The organism is Comamonas sp. Z1, assembly GCF_008121555.1.
Classification (GTDB): Bacteria; Pseudomonadota; Gammaproteobacteria; order Burkholderiales; family Burkholderiaceae_C; genus Comamonas; species Comamonas thiooxydans.
The window spans coordinates 1-16,278 of sequence record NZ_VOQT01000037.1 but is presented as its reverse complement, the minus strand read 5'-3'; the positions used below and the strand labels follow the sequence as shown (position 1 = coordinate 16,278).

At 56.8% G+C, this 16,278-nt stretch carries 13 protein-coding genes, 2 pseudogenes and 1 other annotated feature; of the genes and pseudogenes, 6 read left to right on the top strand and 9 right to left on the bottom strand.

The window, feature by feature from the left end; translation table 11 throughout:
* Window positions 1-10 precede the first annotated feature (10 nt).
* A complete protein-coding gene (locus FSY45_RS26890) occupies window positions 11-709 on the bottom strand; it encodes a hypothetical protein (protein WP_148748556.1) in 699 nt (232 codons plus the stop codon).
* 163 nt (window positions 710-872) lie between these two features.
* On the opposite strand from FSY45_RS26890, the pseudogene FSY45_RS28440 reads away from it, so the two are divergent.
* From FSY45_RS28440 to FSY45_RS26875, 3 genes and pseudogenes are all read left to right on the top strand, one after another.
* Window positions 873-1,103: pseudogene (locus FSY45_RS28440) on the top strand (transposase); the annotation flags it as partial.
* 326 nt (window positions 1,104-1,429) lie between these two features.
* Complete coding sequence (locus FSY45_RS26880; RefSeq protein WP_003074466.1) at window positions 1,430-2,011, top strand: hypothetical protein; 582 nt, start codon at window positions 1,430-1,432, stop codon at window positions 2,009-2,011.
* Between the two features lie 121 nt (window positions 2,012-2,132).
* A complete protein-coding gene (locus FSY45_RS26875) occupies window positions 2,133-4,430 on the top strand; it encodes a restriction endonuclease (RefSeq protein ID WP_115597211.1) in 2,298 nt (765 codons plus the stop codon).
* 88 nt (window positions 4,431-4,518) lie between these two features.
* Here FSY45_RS26875 and FSY45_RS26870 read toward each other — a convergent pair whose 3' ends face one another.
* From FSY45_RS26870 to FSY45_RS26855, 4 genes are all read right to left on the bottom strand, one after another.
* On the bottom strand, window positions 4,519-6,378 hold the full coding sequence (locus FSY45_RS26870) for an ATP-dependent endonuclease (RefSeq protein WP_003074470.1): 1,860 nt from the start codon (window positions 6,376-6,378) through the stop codon (window positions 4,519-4,521).
* A gap of 310 nt (window positions 6,379-6,688) precedes the next feature.
* Window positions 6,689-7,873, bottom strand: a complete 1,185-nt coding sequence (locus FSY45_RS26865; protein ID WP_236024180.1) for a serine hydrolase — start codon at window positions 7,871-7,873, stop codon at window positions 6,689-6,691.
* 96 nt (window positions 7,874-7,969) lie between these two features.
* Window positions 7,970-8,707, bottom strand: coding sequence for an alpha/beta hydrolase (locus tag FSY45_RS26860; RefSeq protein ID WP_034348352.1), 738 nt, complete (start codon window positions 8,705-8,707; stop codon window positions 7,970-7,972).
* 181 nt (window positions 8,708-8,888) lie between these two features.
* Window positions 8,889-10,046 (bottom strand): hypothetical protein, encoded by a 1,158-nt coding sequence (locus FSY45_RS26855; protein ID WP_255443457.1) that lies wholly within the window; start codon window positions 10,044-10,046, stop codon window positions 8,889-8,891.
* A gap of 65 nt (window positions 10,047-10,111) precedes the next feature.
* Between FSY45_RS26855 and FSY45_RS26850 the strand changes: the two genes are divergently transcribed.
* Window positions 10,112-10,507, top strand: a complete 396-nt coding sequence (locus FSY45_RS26850) for a helix-turn-helix domain-containing protein (RefSeq protein ID WP_003074478.1) — start codon at window positions 10,112-10,114, stop codon at window positions 10,505-10,507.
* Between the two features lie 5 nt (window positions 10,508-10,512).
* On the opposite strand, the gene FSY45_RS26845 is transcribed toward FSY45_RS26850, so the two are convergent.
* The 3 genes from FSY45_RS26845 to FSY45_RS26835 all read right to left on the bottom strand — a co-directional run bounded on the left by FSY45_RS26845 (window position 10,513) and on the right by FSY45_RS26835 (window position 12,488).
* Window positions 10,513-11,244, bottom strand: coding sequence for a hypothetical protein (locus FSY45_RS26845; RefSeq protein ID WP_003074480.1), 732 nt, complete (start codon window positions 11,242-11,244; stop codon window positions 10,513-10,515).
* Window positions 11,244-11,615: a type I restriction endonuclease subunit M gene (locus FSY45_RS26840; RefSeq protein ID WP_236597835.1), complete on the bottom strand. Its 372-nt coding sequence runs from the start codon at window positions 11,613-11,615 to the stop codon at window positions 11,244-11,246. The genes FSY45_RS26845 and FSY45_RS26840 overlap by 1 nt, the downstream gene beginning before the upstream one ends.
* 189 nt (window positions 11,616-11,804) lie before the next feature.
* On the bottom strand, window positions 11,805-12,488 hold the full coding sequence (locus FSY45_RS26835; RefSeq protein WP_003074485.1) for a hypothetical protein: 684 nt from the start codon (window positions 12,486-12,488) through the stop codon (window positions 11,805-11,807).
* Window positions 12,489-12,868: 380 nt separating this feature from the next.
* Here FSY45_RS26835 and FSY45_RS26830 point away from each other — a divergent pair, with 380 nt between their 5' ends.
* Window positions 12,869-13,861, top strand: a complete 993-nt coding sequence (locus tag FSY45_RS26830; protein ID WP_042438374.1) for a site-specific integrase — start codon at window positions 12,869-12,871, stop codon at window positions 13,859-13,861.
* A 285-nt stretch (window positions 13,862-14,146) separates the two neighbouring features.
* Here FSY45_RS26830 and FSY45_RS26825 read toward each other — a convergent pair whose 3' ends face one another.
* Window positions 14,147-15,226, bottom strand: coding sequence for a calcium/sodium antiporter (locus tag FSY45_RS26825; RefSeq protein WP_003074489.1), 1,080 nt, complete (start codon window positions 15,224-15,226; stop codon window positions 14,147-14,149).
* 314 nt (window positions 15,227-15,540) lie between these two features.
* Here FSY45_RS26825 and FSY45_RS28435 point away from each other — a divergent pair.
* Window positions 15,541-16,160, top strand: a pseudogene (locus FSY45_RS28435) (IS3 family transposase); the annotation flags it as partial.
* Window positions 15,822-15,938: a sequence feature (AL1L pseudoknot), on the top strand. Its footprint overlaps the pseudogene before it by 117 nt.
* Window positions 16,161-16,278: the final 118 nt, after the last annotated feature.

The window sequence follows — 16,278 nt, the reverse complement described above, 5'->3', positions numbered from 1 at the left end:
TGAAGGCTGATCAGCATGGCAACTCCTTGGCACGGGATTGCCATGTTGCCAGAACTGCTTGCAGTACCTCTCGGCCATGCAGCAACGGACGCTTGTTTTTAAGCAGCCAATCGTCCGGGACCCGACACCTACCCATGGAAAGTCGTAACTTTGCTTTTTCGCCTTCCAAAACGATATGGGCATATTTCGTTGCCGTCCGCAACAGCGGGGCCATGGTTGCAAAAGCCTGGTCGATATCGGCCTGGAACTGCTCAGGGCTGTCGCAGCGAATCGCGGCAGAGCCGTAGCGTATGCGCGACTGCGCAAAGAAGTCGTCCAGATCGGCTTCGGTCAGCACGGACTGCACGTCAAAGTTGTAGTGGCGCAGCAAAAAATCGATAAATTGCGCGATATCGGCATCGGCAATCCCATCGATGTGCACCGTTTTTACCGCTTGCCCAGACAGCGGCACCTCGGTGTGTTGGTCGGTCAACAGCAGCCAATTGGTGGTTAGCTGGGCCAGAGCAGGGAGGTCGTAAGCCGTGCGCGGCGTTTGTATGCTTTCGCAGACCACAACGCCATCGCGGACGCAAGGGCGCAGGAAAACGGCAGGTGCTTGCTGGGCAGCAAGCTGTATACCACGCACTGCCATGGCGGCTTGCGCGCGGGGACTGGCCAGTAGCACGGCAATAGTTTCGGATGGCTGAGTGGAAAAATAATATGCGGCCATCAAAGGACTCTTTCTGTGCCCATGATTCTCAAAGTTGGCTTGTCCATTTGTCCAGGAAATCGGCCTCAAAAAAGAATAAAAAATTAAAATTTATTGACCATCGCATGGTGTTAGCCGCAAAAGCGATGTTTTCAGAACCTAACACCACTTTCCTTTGAGACCGATGCGAAGCATTTATGCATCGCTCCCTCATGGCAAACAAACCGTTGGCAAAGAGCTGTGGCGACAACTGCAGCCCCTGATTTCGCCCTTCACTCCTTCCGCCAAAGGCGGCTCACGCAAGCTCGGCGTGAGCAATAAAACCGCACTCAATCGCATCTTGTTTGTGCTGCACACCGGCATTTCATAGGAAGACTTGCCACAGTCTCTCGGCTACGGCAGTGGCAGGTCCTGCTAATCGCGACTCCCTGACTGGAGCGACAGCGGCGTCAGGCAACCAGCCTGACTCAGCCGACTGTGGGAAAGCCTGCAAGGACTGCTTCTGGCCGGAAGCACGCGATCGTCGTAATTCACCAAAGCTGTCAATCACTGGCCGCAGCAAACCAACCATGGACTGCTTTCGGGGACTTGACCGAAATGGTGCTCTCGGCCAGAAGCGGTACTCAAGCGCCGCACTATGAGCGGCGGTTCTAGGCTGGAAGCAGCTGTTCAACCTAGAGTTCCGAACGACTGCTAAGCTTTCGCTTCCGAGCTATTCAGCCGCCTTAAAGGAGATGCATTTTGGAGCCGCTTACCCTTGCCGGTACGTTAGCTACGGTTGTTGGCTTGCTGTCCAATTTCAAGGCAGAGCGCTCATCTGCGAGCTTGGACGCATTTATCGAATGGTTGCGTGAGAGCCATCACACTGGCCTTGCGGAGACCATAGTCCGGAATAAGGCGCTCTCCGACGAGTTGGCCAAACTGCTATCAGTCAACCACCAAGATCTGGTTTCGAGGCTCAACGCGCTGCAGGACCAGATCGCTTCGATTGCCAGCAGCATCGAAGGGTTTGGGGGGCTTGTAGACGTGCTTGATGCCACGCCCAAACTCTCAAGGCAGGCCCGATCAATCCTGCGGCAGATTGTTGAATCCCGCGCGCAATATGCGCTGGAGCACAAACTCAGCACTGGCCAGCCCCCCGAGTTCCTGTTCATCGGTGGTCCTGCTTCCGGCGAGATTCGGTACGATGAGCCGCAGTTCATGAACGAGGATCTTGATTCCCTAGTCGTCGCTGGGCTGTTACGCGTTGAGCTCGCCAGCAAGGGCTCCAGAAAGTTCTCTGCAACGCGCGAGGCCGCCGAGTTCGTTAGAAGAATCGGCTGAATCTACCTGGCACGAGGATCCATGCTGCATCTTTTAGCTTGGCAGGCACATATGAGCGCAGCTCGTAGTCCTGTTGGCCCCCGAATTCGTCTGCGCGCTGACGAAAATCTGCGAGTCGCCAATGAAATACACCGCGCAGATGACCACCATTGAAACGCAGGCATACCACGCCGATTTCGCTCTGCATACGCTTGGCTGGAAGGCCTTCCAGGACTTGTGTGCACAGGTCATGGAGGAAGAGCTTCAGACTACGGTCTCGGTCTATCGCGAAGCGCAAGACGGTGGGCAGGATGCTGTGTTCCTTACGAAAAGTCCTGATGGGCTCACCGCAGTGGGCACAGTGCAGTGCAAGTTCTCCAGCAAGCCCGACCAACGCCTGCGGCCGTCCGACATCACTGGCGAAATTGAGCATGTTGAACAGCTCGTTGCCAAGCAAATGGCAAGGGTCTACTACTTTGTCACCAGTATGGGCGTGGATGCGGATGTCGCGCGAGAAGTCCGCGAGCGACTATTGGCGCAGGGGGTTGTAGAACCCCATGTCGTCGGAAAGGAATGGTTGCTTTGCAAGATCAAGGCAAGCCCTCGCCTCCGAGCACTGGTTCCTCGCGTCTATGGGCTGGGTGATCTCTCAACCATCCTAGACGAGCGATGCGCCGCCCAGACCCTCGCACTATTGGGTGAGCATCGCAAGGCCCTCAACGTGTACGTGCCGACAGCTCCGCACCGAAATGCAGTTGACATCCTGGCGCAGCACAAGCTGGTACTACTTCTTGGAGCTCCGGCAACAGGAAAGTCCACGTTGGCAGCCATCCTTGCCATGATGGCCGTCGACAAGAACGACGTGCAGGTATTCAAGTGCGACGGGCCTATAGAACTGAAGCAGCACTGGAATCCTAACGACAACAAGCGGCTGTTTTGGATCGATGATGCTTTTGGCGCGAACCTGCTGATGCCGGATTATGTGAATGCCTGGATCGAGTTCATGCCGAAGCTCAAGACGGCACTTGACCATGGCTGTCACTTCATCCTCACGTCCCGCACTCACATCTGGAACGATGCCGCGCCGCGCCTGGGCTCTAGGAACCATCCTCTTCTGGAATCAGGAACGGCAGTGGTTAATGTCGGTGGTTTAACGCAATCGGAGCGTGAACAGATTCTCTACAACCACTTGAAGGCAGGCACTCAACCCCCAGTCTGGAAAGCGAAGATCAAGGATCACTTGTCTCAATTGTCGAAAGAGAGCAGTTTGCTGCCTGAGCTCGCGCGGCGCTTAGGAGACAAGGATTACACCGGGAACGTCACCAAGCTTCCTGACGACCTGCTGCGTTTCATCGCTCAACCACAGGAGTTCCTGGTTCAGACGTTCAAGGAATTGACGCCAGAGCAACAAGCTGCGCTTACGTTGGTGTTCCTCACGCGGTCCCGACTGCCGGTTCACCTGTTCCCCGACGCCGAAGCGGCATTGGTGGCAACGAGCTACGGCGTGACGAAAGCCAACATGGCTCAGGCATTGATGCAACTTGCAGGCTCCTTCGTCGTCCGTCGAAGTGACGGTGACAAGGAATACTGGGCGTTCTGGCACCCGACATTTGCCGATGCCATCAGTGCGATTCTGAGTAAGCGCCCGGACCTGATCGACGTCTATGTCCGGGGTGCCGGGCTCGACACCCTTCTGACAGAGGTGGTTTGTGAAGGCGCGGCTCCGGTTCGCGATGCCGTCGTGGTTCCACTCAGCAGCAGTGATGCGCTCGTCGTACGACTGCTAGAAACGCCTGATGAGGAAGGCGCGAACGAACAGCTGTTCGAGTTCCTGAACCGCCGACTCCCCAGGGATTTGGTGCAGAAGGTCTTGCGGCGGGCTCCCGAGCTTCTTGGCCGCCAGGGCGAGCGCTTGTCTTGGCGCCGTCTCCGCTGGCGGCAAGTAGTTCGTCTTCGTGCCACAGCTCATGAAATGGGGCTACTCGATGATGAAGTTCGCTTAGCGACGACATCCATGCTCGAAGAAGGCGCCCTCAGTTCTTTCGACGCTTCATTTGTCCAGGATGACAGCATCCTGGCAGTGTTTCGCCCCTCAGAGCTGATGCAGTTGACCGCCGGCCTGCTGGCCAAACTGGACTCGGAAGTTCAGGAGAAGATTTCCACCTGTCGGGAGGAGGCGGACCCAGACGGTGACATCGACAGCCAATTCGAGGAGGTTGCTGACTTCCTCGACAGCATCCGATACCTGGTGGAAGCGAATTCAGTCTTCCAAGAGAAGCACGACAAGCTGACCGCCAACCTAGATCAGGCTAAGAAAGACGTTGAGGCCAAGAAGTCCGACGACGAAGAGGAAACCAGTTTCTTCAGCAGCGTCCCCCGGGCGGCCGCGCAACGCGAACAGCAGGGTGGTCGCTCAATCTTCAGCGACGTCGACGAATGACATCGCGGTCCAGCATGCATGCTGGACCGCGCGGTTGGTCCTGGACACGCGCAGATACTCTTGAGGCGAGTGACTCGCTCAAGGGCCTTCAGGGCACAGGCTGCGGTTCAGCGAGCTGGCCAAAGTAAGTCATGCACACGGCTTGTTGGAAAGCTGCAGGCAACTGCGCCTGAGCGTGCAGATTTTCCACGGTACAAACAGCGACGTAGGGCTTGCTGCTTCCCTTGGCGGCCGTATAGCCCAGCAGTCCTTCAAGATCGTCGGGCAGCACTTGGTGGATCAGGTGGGCCCCCCCCGCAGGAAGTGCTGCAGCAATCGGAGTGTTGTCCGCAAAGGCCTGCGGGTTGTTGGTGTCTCCGTCGTGCACCACGCGGTAGGGAATGCTGAATGCGTTTAGCACGCGCTGGAAGGCCGGAATGTTCTTCTTGCCATTGCAGTCAACCAACGCAACCTCCCGACGCAGACGGACGTGCCTTTGGAAAAGGCCCATCAGGTCAGCGCCCCGCTCGAAGGCCGCAATCGCGCTGCCCTCCTCAAGCAGCACGACACTCTTGGCGAAGAAGAGTTCGTTAACGGTTGGGTGAAATCTCGCCACCGTTTGCAGGCGCTGCTTGTCTATTTGATGGGCCATCCCGGGAAACAAGTCCTTAGTGACCTGATAGCAGGCAGCATCGCCTTGCGCTGTCTTGAACATCCGTACGATGGCACGGTACCTGTTTGCGATGTCTAGGAAGACCGGCGAGTGCGTACAGCAGGCAACCTGCGTATTGGGCTGCGCAGCAAGCCGGTGCAGCACGTCCCGCATCAAGCGCTCCATCTGGGGATGTAGATAGAGCTCGGGCTCCTCGATCAGCAGGATGGTGCCGCGCTGAAGACCGGCGCCGGCGGCTTGAGAACCTTGAGCTTGCGCGTCAGCGAGAAGCTGGAGTAGCGTGATGACCAGCGTGCGTTGCAGACCATGGCCCTGATGGCCAACTTCTGTGTCGATGCCTGCCTGGGCATCGCGGATGACGAGCGAGGTCGACGGCAGAACCATAGTCCGCAGCTCCGGTGCCTCAGTACGAATCAGCGCTTGGCCTCCGACGACCTCGTTCAGGCTCTGATTAATGCGGTCCTGCAGGTCTCGAACTTCTTGAGCCTGCCGCTGCGGGTTGGCGGGGTCAGGACGGAAAAGCGCCAAAACGTCATCCAGGGCGGCTTGGAGCGCTGCCATTTCGGGACGCCGTGCCAAGCTGCGCTCAACGATGAGGTTGACCAATTTGCCGTACGTCGATGCGTCCTTCGCATTGGTCTCGTCGCTTGCCTCCTGGACTGCCCTCACGAAAATGGGACGAGGCAGGATGGAGTTTGCGTTGCTCTTCCAGTTGCCGCCACCACCGGGGTTGGGGAGCCAGGCAGCCTCACCAAGCGCGACCAAATCGGGGCGCTGCTCGCGCACGACAGCCTTGAGCGACTCCCTTGAGCCGACGTTGGGGCGCGCGCCCTTATTGGGCAGCGCGTCAATAATCGGCTGATAGTCTGCCGGGAACGCAGCCCAGGTTGTGTCTGGGTCAGGCCAGCCTACGAACTGCTCAAGGCCAGAGAAGGAGAACAGCTGTTCCTTCCAACCGCCCGCCTCGCCGTCCTCACCTGGTTCGAACCAGTAGCGCTTCTTAAGCACCCACCGGTCGCCGTCCATGCGACCACGAACAGCGACCTGGGCTTTCTCGTCGTCCGTGAGGCAGTCGAAGTGCCCGATCAGCTCTATGGCGTTTCCGTCATCGGTCTGGTGCCTGCGAAAAAGCGACGAGTCCTTGATAGAACTGCCACTGAGGAACACGGCAATAGCGGACAGCACGGAAGATTTGCCCGCATTGTTTTCCCCGATGAGGACAAGCAGGTCTTCCCATTCCAGGGTCACGTGCTCTATGCACTTGAAATTGTGGATTTCAAACCGGCGCAGGCGCATGCTTTTTCCTAGCTTTAGGTTGGGCTGCATTTGATGGAGTCGCTACTTTGCCATGGATGTAACCATTTGCAATCAGAATCGACTTTAAGGTTCCAAGACTGGACCGGCGCGGCGGCTATACGAAGCAACGCCGCCGTTCGATACCAGGTTTCGACAGACTGCAACCGCTGCAAACTAGACTTCAACAGCCAGAGGATGAACAACGGCACTGGCTCGTCTGCTGTCGGCGGTCCACTCAAGCAAACTAGCCAAGTGAGAGCGGAATGCTGGTCAAGGATGAGCAGCGTCGGCAACTAAGAGCAACGATTGTTTATTGCAACTGCCCCCAGTTCTTAGCCAGTACATAAGCATCGCCCAGCCAAGCTTCCTCGTTGGAAAAAACCAGCACCATGCGATCGTTACCCTTGTTCCAACCGATACGCTGACCACCCCAACCGACAGCCCATGCCGTGTTCGGCGCAATGTCGTTGTCGGTCCAAGTGAGGTAGCCGTAGCTGGCAAACAGCTTGCCGTTCTTGCGCGTGGCCGGTGTTGTGCCATTGGCGATTTGCTTGCTCATGGCTGTGCGCACGAAGTCACCAAAGCAGTCTTGCTGCTTGGATGATTCTTTGACCCACACCGCAAAGCGCATCCAGTCTTCAAGGCGCAAGCGCATGCCGGAATCTGCAAGACCGTTCTGCGCCCGATCTTGGACGTAGAGACCAGCATGCGCTGCCCCCATAGGATTGAGGACTTGCTCCTGAATCCACTGGTTCCAAGGCGTGTTCGTAGCGCGGCTGACCATGATACCCAGCGTCAGGGGGTCGGTGGACTTGTATGCAAAGACTTCGCCTGGTTTGTATGTCGAGAACACACCACGGGCAGCTTGCGTCACTGGGTCTGACGAAACCAGGTCCTCCAGGTTCAGCAGACCGACTCTCCAGTCTTGAACCTGCTCCTTGTTCCAAATGGTGCTGTCCGCATTGATCTGGGCCGTGCCGGACGACATGCGCAACAGATCATGGACTGTCGCTTCGCCAAGAGCCTTGCCCTGTAATTTCGGTATCAACTCACTGGCTTTGGTTTGCAGACTGAGCTTGCCAGCGCAAATGGCTCGACCAACTGCCATGGCTGTGACCGTCTTCCCCATCGAGAAGCCAAAAAACAATGAATTGGCATCGGCGGGCGCTTTGAATTCGGTGTGCAGCACGTTGTCACCATCAAGCAATGCAAAAGCCTTGGCCGGACGATTGGCCATCAGCGTGCGGGCTTCATTGATGACGGTTTGCTCAGCCGCTTTGGCTGATCTGACGTTCAACGCTTTAGGCTGCGGACTCGGGATGGTTTGATACCACCACTTTGGCCCTTTGGGCGTCAGTAGCCAATCGTCTGGTGCGGAAGCTCCGCCGTTACCGGCCACAGGGTTGTTCTGTGCATAACCGAACTGCACCGAGAAGGCCGACAGCACGGCGATTGCAGTGGCCGTCAGCGTGTGCATACAACGCTTTGTGTTCATGTTGCTCTCTTGTTATCTTTGCTTTTGGATAGAGGCTTGCCCACCGGCACATCCGCTGAGCCAGCGAAGACGAGTGACGTGGACAGCCTTGTTGGCTTAGTTCACTGGATTTCTGATCCAGCCTGCGATCTGATCCACCGCTTCACGCTCCATGCCGATAAAGCCATGCCAGTGCTGCGCATCGCATTCATCGCCAGTGGGGTCGGAGCCGCCATCCACCATCATCAGTTTCTTGACGGGCGCATTGCTCAGCCCCTTGAGAATCCAGGACGTTTCCACCGGCTGGCAGTGCCTGCAGGCATCCTTGGCATGGTGGTAGACCAGCACCGGCATTTGGATGGCTTTCAGGTCCTGGAGCGGCACAGCACCAGGGGTGGCATAGCGCACGATGCTGGAGGTCAGCACCAGGCCGGCGATGGCCGGATCGGGCACCTTGATCGCCATGGCCGTCGCTGACACCGTGCCCCGGCTGGTGCCAACGAGCCAGACAGGACGGTCGCTTTTTTGCTTCACGAACTCCAGCACTTTGGCGAGGTCCGTCATGTGCTCGGCCGTGACTCTGTCCGCAAAGTCCAGCTCCTTGCCGTTGGGGCGGCCAAGGATTGCCACATTGAAGCCGTTGGCTGTGAAGTACGGCGCTGAGCGCACCAAAAAATTGCTGCTAGTGGCTTTGCCGTTTTCCACCCTCCCATAGCCACCGCCACCACCGGGAAACAGCAGCACCGTGGCTTTGGCATCCGGAGTCGCTTCCCAAAACACCGTGGTGCTCACCCCTTCGCGAGTCGGAAGCTTGAATGTGGAGCCCTGGGCATGTACTGCAAATGTCGCGGCCATTAAAGCCGCACCTGCACAGAAGCTTCGCCAGAGGTGCTTGAAGGCTGGAGCAATAGGCTTGGAGATCATGTCTCCCTCTCTTTCTCTATTTTTCTGAAATCATGCCCTTGGCAGCACTGGCTGAGCAAGTCGGCACGGCACAAACGGGCATGATTGAGGCTTGAATGCCACTGCTGCGGATTTATGGGAGCTGCAACGGTCGCGTGTCTTGATTCAGACTCAAACTTTGCATCTTCGACATGCCCAGCTCAGACAGTCGCTCCCCTTGGCAGTGCAGGTCTGCAATGCGCTTGCCACTTTGCGCTACCAAGATGCCTTGCTCCGTGGTTGTCCGGCCATACACGACATAGCGGTAGTTGCCCTTGTCAAACGATACATAAGGCAGTGCCTGCGCAGTGGAGCCAGTGTGCGTGCCCTGTTTGAACGCGGTGCTTGCAGTCGCAGCATTCGCCGGGTAGACCATCTCTGGCGCTGCGTCCAGCGGGGCCAGTCGGTACGTCAGCTGACTACCGCTGCTGGCCATGCACAGCGATGCACGCTTTTTGCCGGTCGAGCAGGCAAACACCGGGGTCTCGTCGGCTGAACACAGCGTGGGCACTGCAGCTGTCTGGCCAGGTACAGGCTGCGCGGCTTGGATTTGCTCGTTGATCGTCGCTTGTGGCTGCTGTGGTGGTGCAGCTGACGGTGCAGGCTCCGAAGGTGCTCCTTCGGTCTCGGCTTCCATCTCAGTCATGCTGGCAGATGGTGCGGCAGACATTTGAGCCTCGACTGACTTCTTTGCTGCTGCTTGTGCGCGCAGCATACGGTCATAGCGATCCATGGCTATGTCATGGAAGTAGCCCATGAAAGGCATGAAGCCGTTAAGTGCCACTTGCAATACCCCGGTGTCTTCGGTGCGCTGCACGGTGTATGTCACTTGGCCACGAAGCTTGGTGCCATCCAATACAGCACCTTGCCGTTCGTAGATGGCCCGCATGTATTGCTCCATCTGCGGCTCGGCTTTCACAGCATCTTCCGGCATGACGGTTGTCAGCTGTGCCGAGCACATAGCTTTTCCAGTGTCGGGATTGCTGGCGTCGGTGGTGATGTTCTCAAGGGTAACAGCGGTGTCCTTGACCGTGAACTGGACGCGCTTTTGGCGCTCCTCGCTCATGTCCTTGTGCTGCTTGTCAAACTGCTGCTGGTATATCTGTTTGACCAAGCTGACTGTCTCCGCATCCGCACAAGTTGGCGTCTTGCTGCCACATCCAGCAAGCACGGCTGCAGCCGCGCATGCGCCACTCATTAGAGTTTTTCTCATTACTTCTCTCTCCTGTTTTATGTGTTTTATACGACTCAAATCTTAAAGCATTGTGTCGTATAAGACGTTGGCTCAAAAAGCACATTGGCAGACCCTCTGCGGACATGAGAGTCAAGGAGTCCGCCCCGTCGCAGCTGAGCGCCACGCCAGTGGTGAAGCTGCCCAATGCCGTCACACAGGCACTGGGGGCCAAGCTGCGCAGCTACCGCGAGCTGGCGCAAAAGTCGCAAGAACAACTGGCGCATGACGCCGAGGTGGAGCGCTCGCGCATCTCCAAGCTGGAGAACGGCCACATCAATCCATCGCTGCTCACACTTGCCACGCTGTGCCATTGCTTAGGGATCACGCTGGCAGAGCTCTTTGATGGCGTGACAGCCACGCTGCCACCTGCATCGCAAGGCGGTGAACTGCGCCGCCGCAACCAGGCGCATGCCGAAAAAAATCCAGCGCCGTCCAAAGCCGTTGGTGCCGATCACCGCACCAAACGCTCCAAGGCATAGGCGAGTCACTGCAGCTTGCGCACGCGCACCACTGCCAGCAGCCGCACCAACTCCGCAGACCACGACTCCGACTCGTAGTGCCAGAACACTGTCCATGGCTTGGCATCATCAGCCGGCAGATGCAGTTGTTTGGCGCGGCGACTGCCAAGACCCGTGGTCGGCAACCGCAGCCGTGCATTGAACGCTTGGAAGCTCGGTTCGCCACCGCCAGGGTCCAGCAACAAGATGCGCTGTGGTTGATACTTTGATCCAGTTGCGATGCCTTCCACGCCGACTGCCAGTGCCCAATGCCTGGTACGTTGGTGTTTGACCGATGCAAAAGCCACCGCCACCAACTCACCACGCATCAGCCAGTCCAATGCATGCCGATCTACATGCTCTGCGGCTCCGTACTTGGCCGTCAGCTTCAGTGGCAAAGCCAAGCTGTTGACCAGCTCTGCCCACTCATTGGCGTAAATGCCAGCAAAGTACTTGGGGCCGAAGGCTTTCCAGACCGCAGCCGCCACTCCATGCTTGCGCTGGCTCATGTCGTGCATGGCGGAGGCCTTTGCCAGATCGAAGATCACCAAGATCATGGCCAGCACATGCGTGCCGCAAGCGCCATCAAGCATGGACTGCTGCATGAAGCAGCGCACCGGCTCTTGGCGCTGTTGCTGCACGGTCAGCACATGGCCGGTCTGCAATGCCGCATGCACGCGCTGGAAACCGTAGGTGGTTCCAGATGCACGTGCCACCATCAGTAGTCCTCCGGCAAGAGCAGCGTGGTCACGCAGCGATTGGCTTCGGTGATGATCCAGATCGTGGGCAAGCTGCTACGCTTGTCTTGTGGCGTCTGTTGGAGCCTTTCGGCGTCCACCAGCCGGTAGACACTCATCACACGCATGCCCTGTTGGACCGACAGCTCATTGGTGGCTTTGTCTTCGGCGCAGCAGTCGCCCCAGTCGCCATGCACATGGCGTGAGATCAATGCCAGCGCACTAAAGCCGGTTTGCTCCAGCAGCGCCAAAGCACCTGGTGTTGCGACCATCTGGCCCAGCGCAAAGCGCGGGGCATTGCTCATCAACGTCATGCGGCGAGCTGCTGTGGGTTGAGAAGAATTTGCTGACATGGAATTACTCCTTGGTTGAACGTCAGACGCAAGAACTCCACGCGCGAACCACCGACACCGCTGTCCCACATGGGCGAGCACTGTCCTCCGCATGCGTGGAAACGGATAAAAAAAAGGACCGTCAAAGCGGTCCATGGAGAGATCAAGAATTCAAATTCGCAGTGACTTCACACCACCAGTGCAGGCGTTCTACGGCAGGTGCTGCAGAGCATTTAGCAACGCGGCATCGGTCGCATGGTGTTGGCTCACAATCCGCACCACATCCGCAGACATGGGCAGCAGCGCCGCCAATGTGCAGCACAGCGATTGCGTGCCATCAGAGTCCTGCCAGCTTGGCAGCTCCAGCAAGCGCAGTGTGCCCAACCGGCCATTCAACGTGGCATTGACCGCAGCCAGATCGGTGGCCCACCATGCAGCCAGCAAAGCGTGCTGCGAACGCTCTGGCAACTGTAGATACGGCCACGCACCACCGCCGTAATTCAGATAAGCGCACAGCAGATGCAGTTGCTCGACGGCTGACAAATCCAGCTGCTTGCCCAGACGCTCCAAGTTGCAAGCCACCGGGGCCACATCCAACGGCAACGGTGGACACGGCAACGCCATCAAGCGCTCGAACACCACCGCAGGCTCCATCGGCTGATCCGGGGTCACGGAGCCAAGAAACGCAGGCACGTCAAAGAAGCACGGACTTTGCGCACGTCCCAGTGCTGGCCAGTACAGCATCTCCAGCTCACTCGACACATCAACCAGCTGCTCCGCACTGAGCATGTCGGCCAGAACCGGCAACAAGCGCTGCAGCAGCACGATGCGGTTGTGGCGGCGAAATGCCAAATTGCTCGGGTGATTCAACTCGGGAATCAGGCAGTGATTCATCGAATAATGCTCTGTGCACATAATAAAAATCAGCGATATTTACTGATACATAAATTCATCAGAAAATTTGATTAATTAATGCATGGTGTTATTATATACAAAAGACCAAAAAAATACTGTATTTTATTAATTTTGCAACATTGTCGAAAACTAAATGTCGCGAAGTTATAAATCCAAATGCGAGTCGCTGTGTAAATTACAAAAAAGCCAGTGCATCTGCACTGCAATCCAGTGTCTCAGCCACACCTCTACAAACGGCAAGGCACTCACTGAGTGCAACAACTTGCTGCGCCGGCACGTACTCGCCAAGCCCTTCAATCGCCTATCTGATTCTAGGTAGCGATAAATCGCAATTACCATTAAATAGAAAGACAACTCTCATGAGTAAACAACGTTCAACCGCTTTGGCAGAGGATAAATCGCGCCCTCAAAAAACAAAGCAGAAAACTCTAAGGAAAAACAAATCAATCAAAACATTTAACTGCAACACTGTTCAAGAATATATAGATGCCAGCCAATCCAGCTCCACAAAACGTGCTTATGCGTCTGATGTGCGGCATTTCTTGACACATGGCGGCAGCATTCCCTGTACACCCAAGCGATTAGCGAAATACTTGGCAGAGTTTGCGAATGCAGGCTTGGCGGTTGCTACGTTGACGCGCCGCGTCACAGCCATACATAAAGCGCACTTGCAGCAAAAGCATCCCTCCCCGGCCCGTAGCGAGATCGTCAAGCAAGTCATGCAAGGCATACGCCGCACGCTGAGCACCAAACAGCGGCAAGTGAAGCCACTGATCAAGGAAGACCTGCTAGCCGCACTAGCTTTCATGGAGCACCGCCAGATGCCGGTCAAAGCAGCACGTGATCAGGCCTTGCTGCTGGTGGGCTTTGCTTCTGCAATGCGGCGCTCTGAACTGGTGAAGATTCGTATGGAGCACCTGCATCCCTCAGCCAGCGGCATTGAGATTGAGCTACCGATCAGCAAAACAGATCAAGAGCGGCGCGGGCGCACAGTGTTCATTCCACGCGCGACTGGCACACACTGCCCTGTCACTGCCCTGCTTCATTGGCTGACTGTCGCTGGCATCCATGAAGGCTATGTTTTTAGAGCAGTAAACCGCCACGGCCAGATTGCCAGCCAAGGACTGTCAGCCCAGTCTGTAGCTCTCATCGCAAAAGCCGCCGTAGCACAAGCTGGCGTAGATGCCAAGCACATCAGCGGCCACAGCTTGAGAGCTGGCTACTGCACCAGTGCAGCCGAACAAGGATTGCAGCCGTGGCAGATACGCGAGCAGACGGGGCACAAGTCAGATGTGACGCTGGTCAAGTACATACGCAGAACCACACAGCGGGCTATACCAAGCCTGCTTTGATGCGCCGTCCATCTGGTGTGAAGAACCTGCTCGCACAAGGCAACGGCAGCTGTGCAGCGATTGCGGCAGTTCATGCTGGTTGCCCGAACTTCCAATTTCATCCAAATGGCAGTCATCCCGAGTACATCGTCAGCTAACCTTCACTGACTGGTTTCTGGTGAGTAGCGGACTGTGAGCGGAAGCAGCCCAAAGATAGGGCTCAAGGTCCGCTCTCACAGGATAGGAAGTGGCGTTATCGACCCATAGCAGTCATTAGCTAGTGATAGAGGGCAAAGTTTTAGTGCTCTATCCTTTCTTTACTGGGCGGCGGATCAACACAACAACCAGCGTCACGACCGTCAGCGGTACGACGAAGCTGAGCATGACGCCCGAGAATGCTGGCAGCGCATCGTGCTGCTGCGCGGCCATGATCAAGTAAGCCACGTATGCGACGTAGTAGCCCAGAAAGACCCCGCCTTCCCAGCGAGCGATCTCGCGACCAGTCATGAACACGGGGAGGCAGGCAAACGACACTGCCACCATGACCCAGATGTCAAAGGCCAGCAGCGATGGAGCCATGTCCAACCCCAGGTCACCCGACACTAGGCCCGAGACACCCAGGCAGCCCAGAATGTTGAAGGTATTGCTTCCCACCACATTGCCCACTGCGATGTCCCGTTCGCCCTTGATGACTGCGGCGATGCTGGTGGCAACCTCGGGCATGCTGGTACCAGCGGCAACGATGGTCAGCCCAATGATCAGGTCGCTCACACCCATGGCCTTTGCGAAACTCACCGATGCTTGCACTAGGTACTCGGAGCCGAACACTAACGCAGCTAGGCCAGCGGCAATCAGCAGCAACTGAACCAGCAACCGATCGTCCCAGGCGCCGGGGGCAGAGGGTTTGATCTCACCCGCGTATTCGTCCTTGGCGAGCTGGGTTTCGCGCCGTGACTGCACGATCAGGAACACTGTGTAAGACACCAGCAGCACGAAGAGAAAACCGCCATCGAAAAACGAAAGTTGACCGTCCAACCCCAAGGCGAGCAAGAGAAAACATGCACCGATCATGATCGGTACCTCCTGGCGTATCAGCTGAATGTTGACCACCAGCGGTGCAATCAACGCGCTGATGCCAAGGATGAACAGAACGTTGAATATGTTGCTGCCCACCACGTTGCCAATGGCAATGTCGGTTTTCCCATCGAGCACGGCCCCCACGCTGACTGCAACCTCGGGTGCGCTTGTGCCGAGCGCAACGATCGTCAGTCCCACGACCAGCGGACTGATGCCAAACGACAGGGCCAGCTTGGAAGAGCCTCGCACCAACAAGCTGGCACCCATGACCAGCAAGAAAAGCCCGCCGAGAAATAGAAGGATGTTCATGACTGAGCACTGTAGCTAAGAATCAAGTGGCACAGCTTACCAGGCGCGTACCTTTATCGAGCCTCCATGCATGCCATAGCTCGCCATAAGTCCTCCTTATAGAGCGTCGGCTTCTGGCCGAGAGCGCCATTTCGCTCAAGACCCCGAAAGCAGTCGCTGGTTGGTTTGCTCCTGCCAGTGGTTGACAGCTTTGGGGAGCCACGACGATCACGTGCTTCCGGCCAATAGCAGTCATCCCGAGTACATCGTCAGCTAATCCTCACTGTGAATCACACCGGCTTCCGTGGAGGCTCAACTCCTGAGAGGATTGAGTCATGAACACTAAAGCTGCTCGTTTTAGCCCCGAGGTACGTGAACGTGCCGTACGTTTGGTGCAGGAATGCCAAGCGGATTACGCATCACTGTGGGGTGCGTGTGAATCGATTGCCCCCAAGATAGGTTGCTCGGTCAGCACCCTGCATGGGTGGGTGCAGCGCAAAGAAATAGATGCAGGCCAACGGCCAGGGTTGACCACGGATGAACGTGAGCGGCTCAAACAACTTGAGCGAGAGAACAAGGAACTGCGCCGTGCCAATCACATCCTCAAGGCTGCGAGCGCTTTTTTTGCACAGGCGGAGCTGGACCGTCGCATCAAGAGTTGATTGACTTCGTAGACAAGTACCGTGATGCCTATGGGGTCGAGCCAATTTGTAGGCTGCTGCAAATTGCCCCATCGGGCTACAGGCGCAAGGTTCAACAAAGAAACTGCCCGTGGCTGCGCAGCAAGCGCCGCCAATCAGATGAAGAACGTTGCAGTCATATTCAACGGGTGTGGCACGCCAATTGGCAGGTTTATGGCGTCGTCAAAGTCTGGAAGCAGATGCACCGAGAGGGCTTGCCGATTGCCCGCTGCACAGTGCAACGCTTGATGCGCCAGCTGGGCCTGGAGGGCGTGTCCGAATTTTTGTGTAAACGGTTCGGACTTCAATTGACGGAGATGCGGTCTCCGAACTGAATGGTAAAGCGGGTCAGCGCAGCCTTCCAATCCCGGATGGGCATGGTCCACTTCTGAC

Excerpts from the sequence above, each read along its gene's own strand:
- FSY45_RS26890 (WP_148748556.1), bottom strand. The coding sequence starts at position 709 with ATGGCCGCATATTATTTTTCCACTCAGCCATCCGAAACTATTGCCGTG.
- FSY45_RS26840 (WP_236597835.1), bottom strand. The coding sequence starts at position 11,615 with ATGTCAGCAAATTCTTCTCAACCCACAGCAGCTCGCCGCATGACGTTG.
- FSY45_RS26865 (WP_236024180.1), bottom strand. The coding sequence starts at position 7,873 with ATGAACACAAAGCGTTGTATGCACACGCTGACGGCCACTGCAATCGCC.
- FSY45_RS26870 (WP_003074470.1), bottom strand. The coding sequence starts at position 6,378 with ATGCGCCTGCGCCGGTTTGAAATCCACAATTTCAAGTGCATAGAGCAC.
- FSY45_RS26860 (WP_034348352.1), bottom strand. The coding sequence starts at position 8,707 with ATGGCCGCGACATTTGCAGTACATGCCCAGGGCTCCACATTCAAGCTT.
- FSY45_RS26835 (WP_003074485.1), bottom strand. The coding sequence starts at position 12,488 with ATGAATCACTGCCTGATTCCCGAGTTGAATCACCCGAGCAATTTGGCA.
- FSY45_RS26845 (WP_003074480.1), bottom strand. The coding sequence starts at position 11,244 with ATGGTGGCACGTGCATCTGGAACCACCTACGGTTTCCAGCGCGTGCAT.
- FSY45_RS26830 (WP_042438374.1), top strand. The coding sequence starts at position 12,869 with ATGAGTAAACAACGTTCAACCGCTTTGGCAGAGGATAAATCGCGCCCT.
- FSY45_RS26825 (WP_003074489.1), bottom strand. The coding sequence starts at position 15,226 with ATGAACATCCTTCTATTTCTCGGCGGGCTTTTCTTGCTGGTCATGGGT.
- FSY45_RS26875 (WP_115597211.1), top strand. The coding sequence starts at position 2,133 with ATGAAATACACCGCGCAGATGACCACCATTGAAACGCAGGCATACCAC.
- FSY45_RS26850 (WP_003074478.1), top strand. The coding sequence starts at position 10,112 with ATGAGAGTCAAGGAGTCCGCCCCGTCGCAGCTGAGCGCCACGCCAGTG.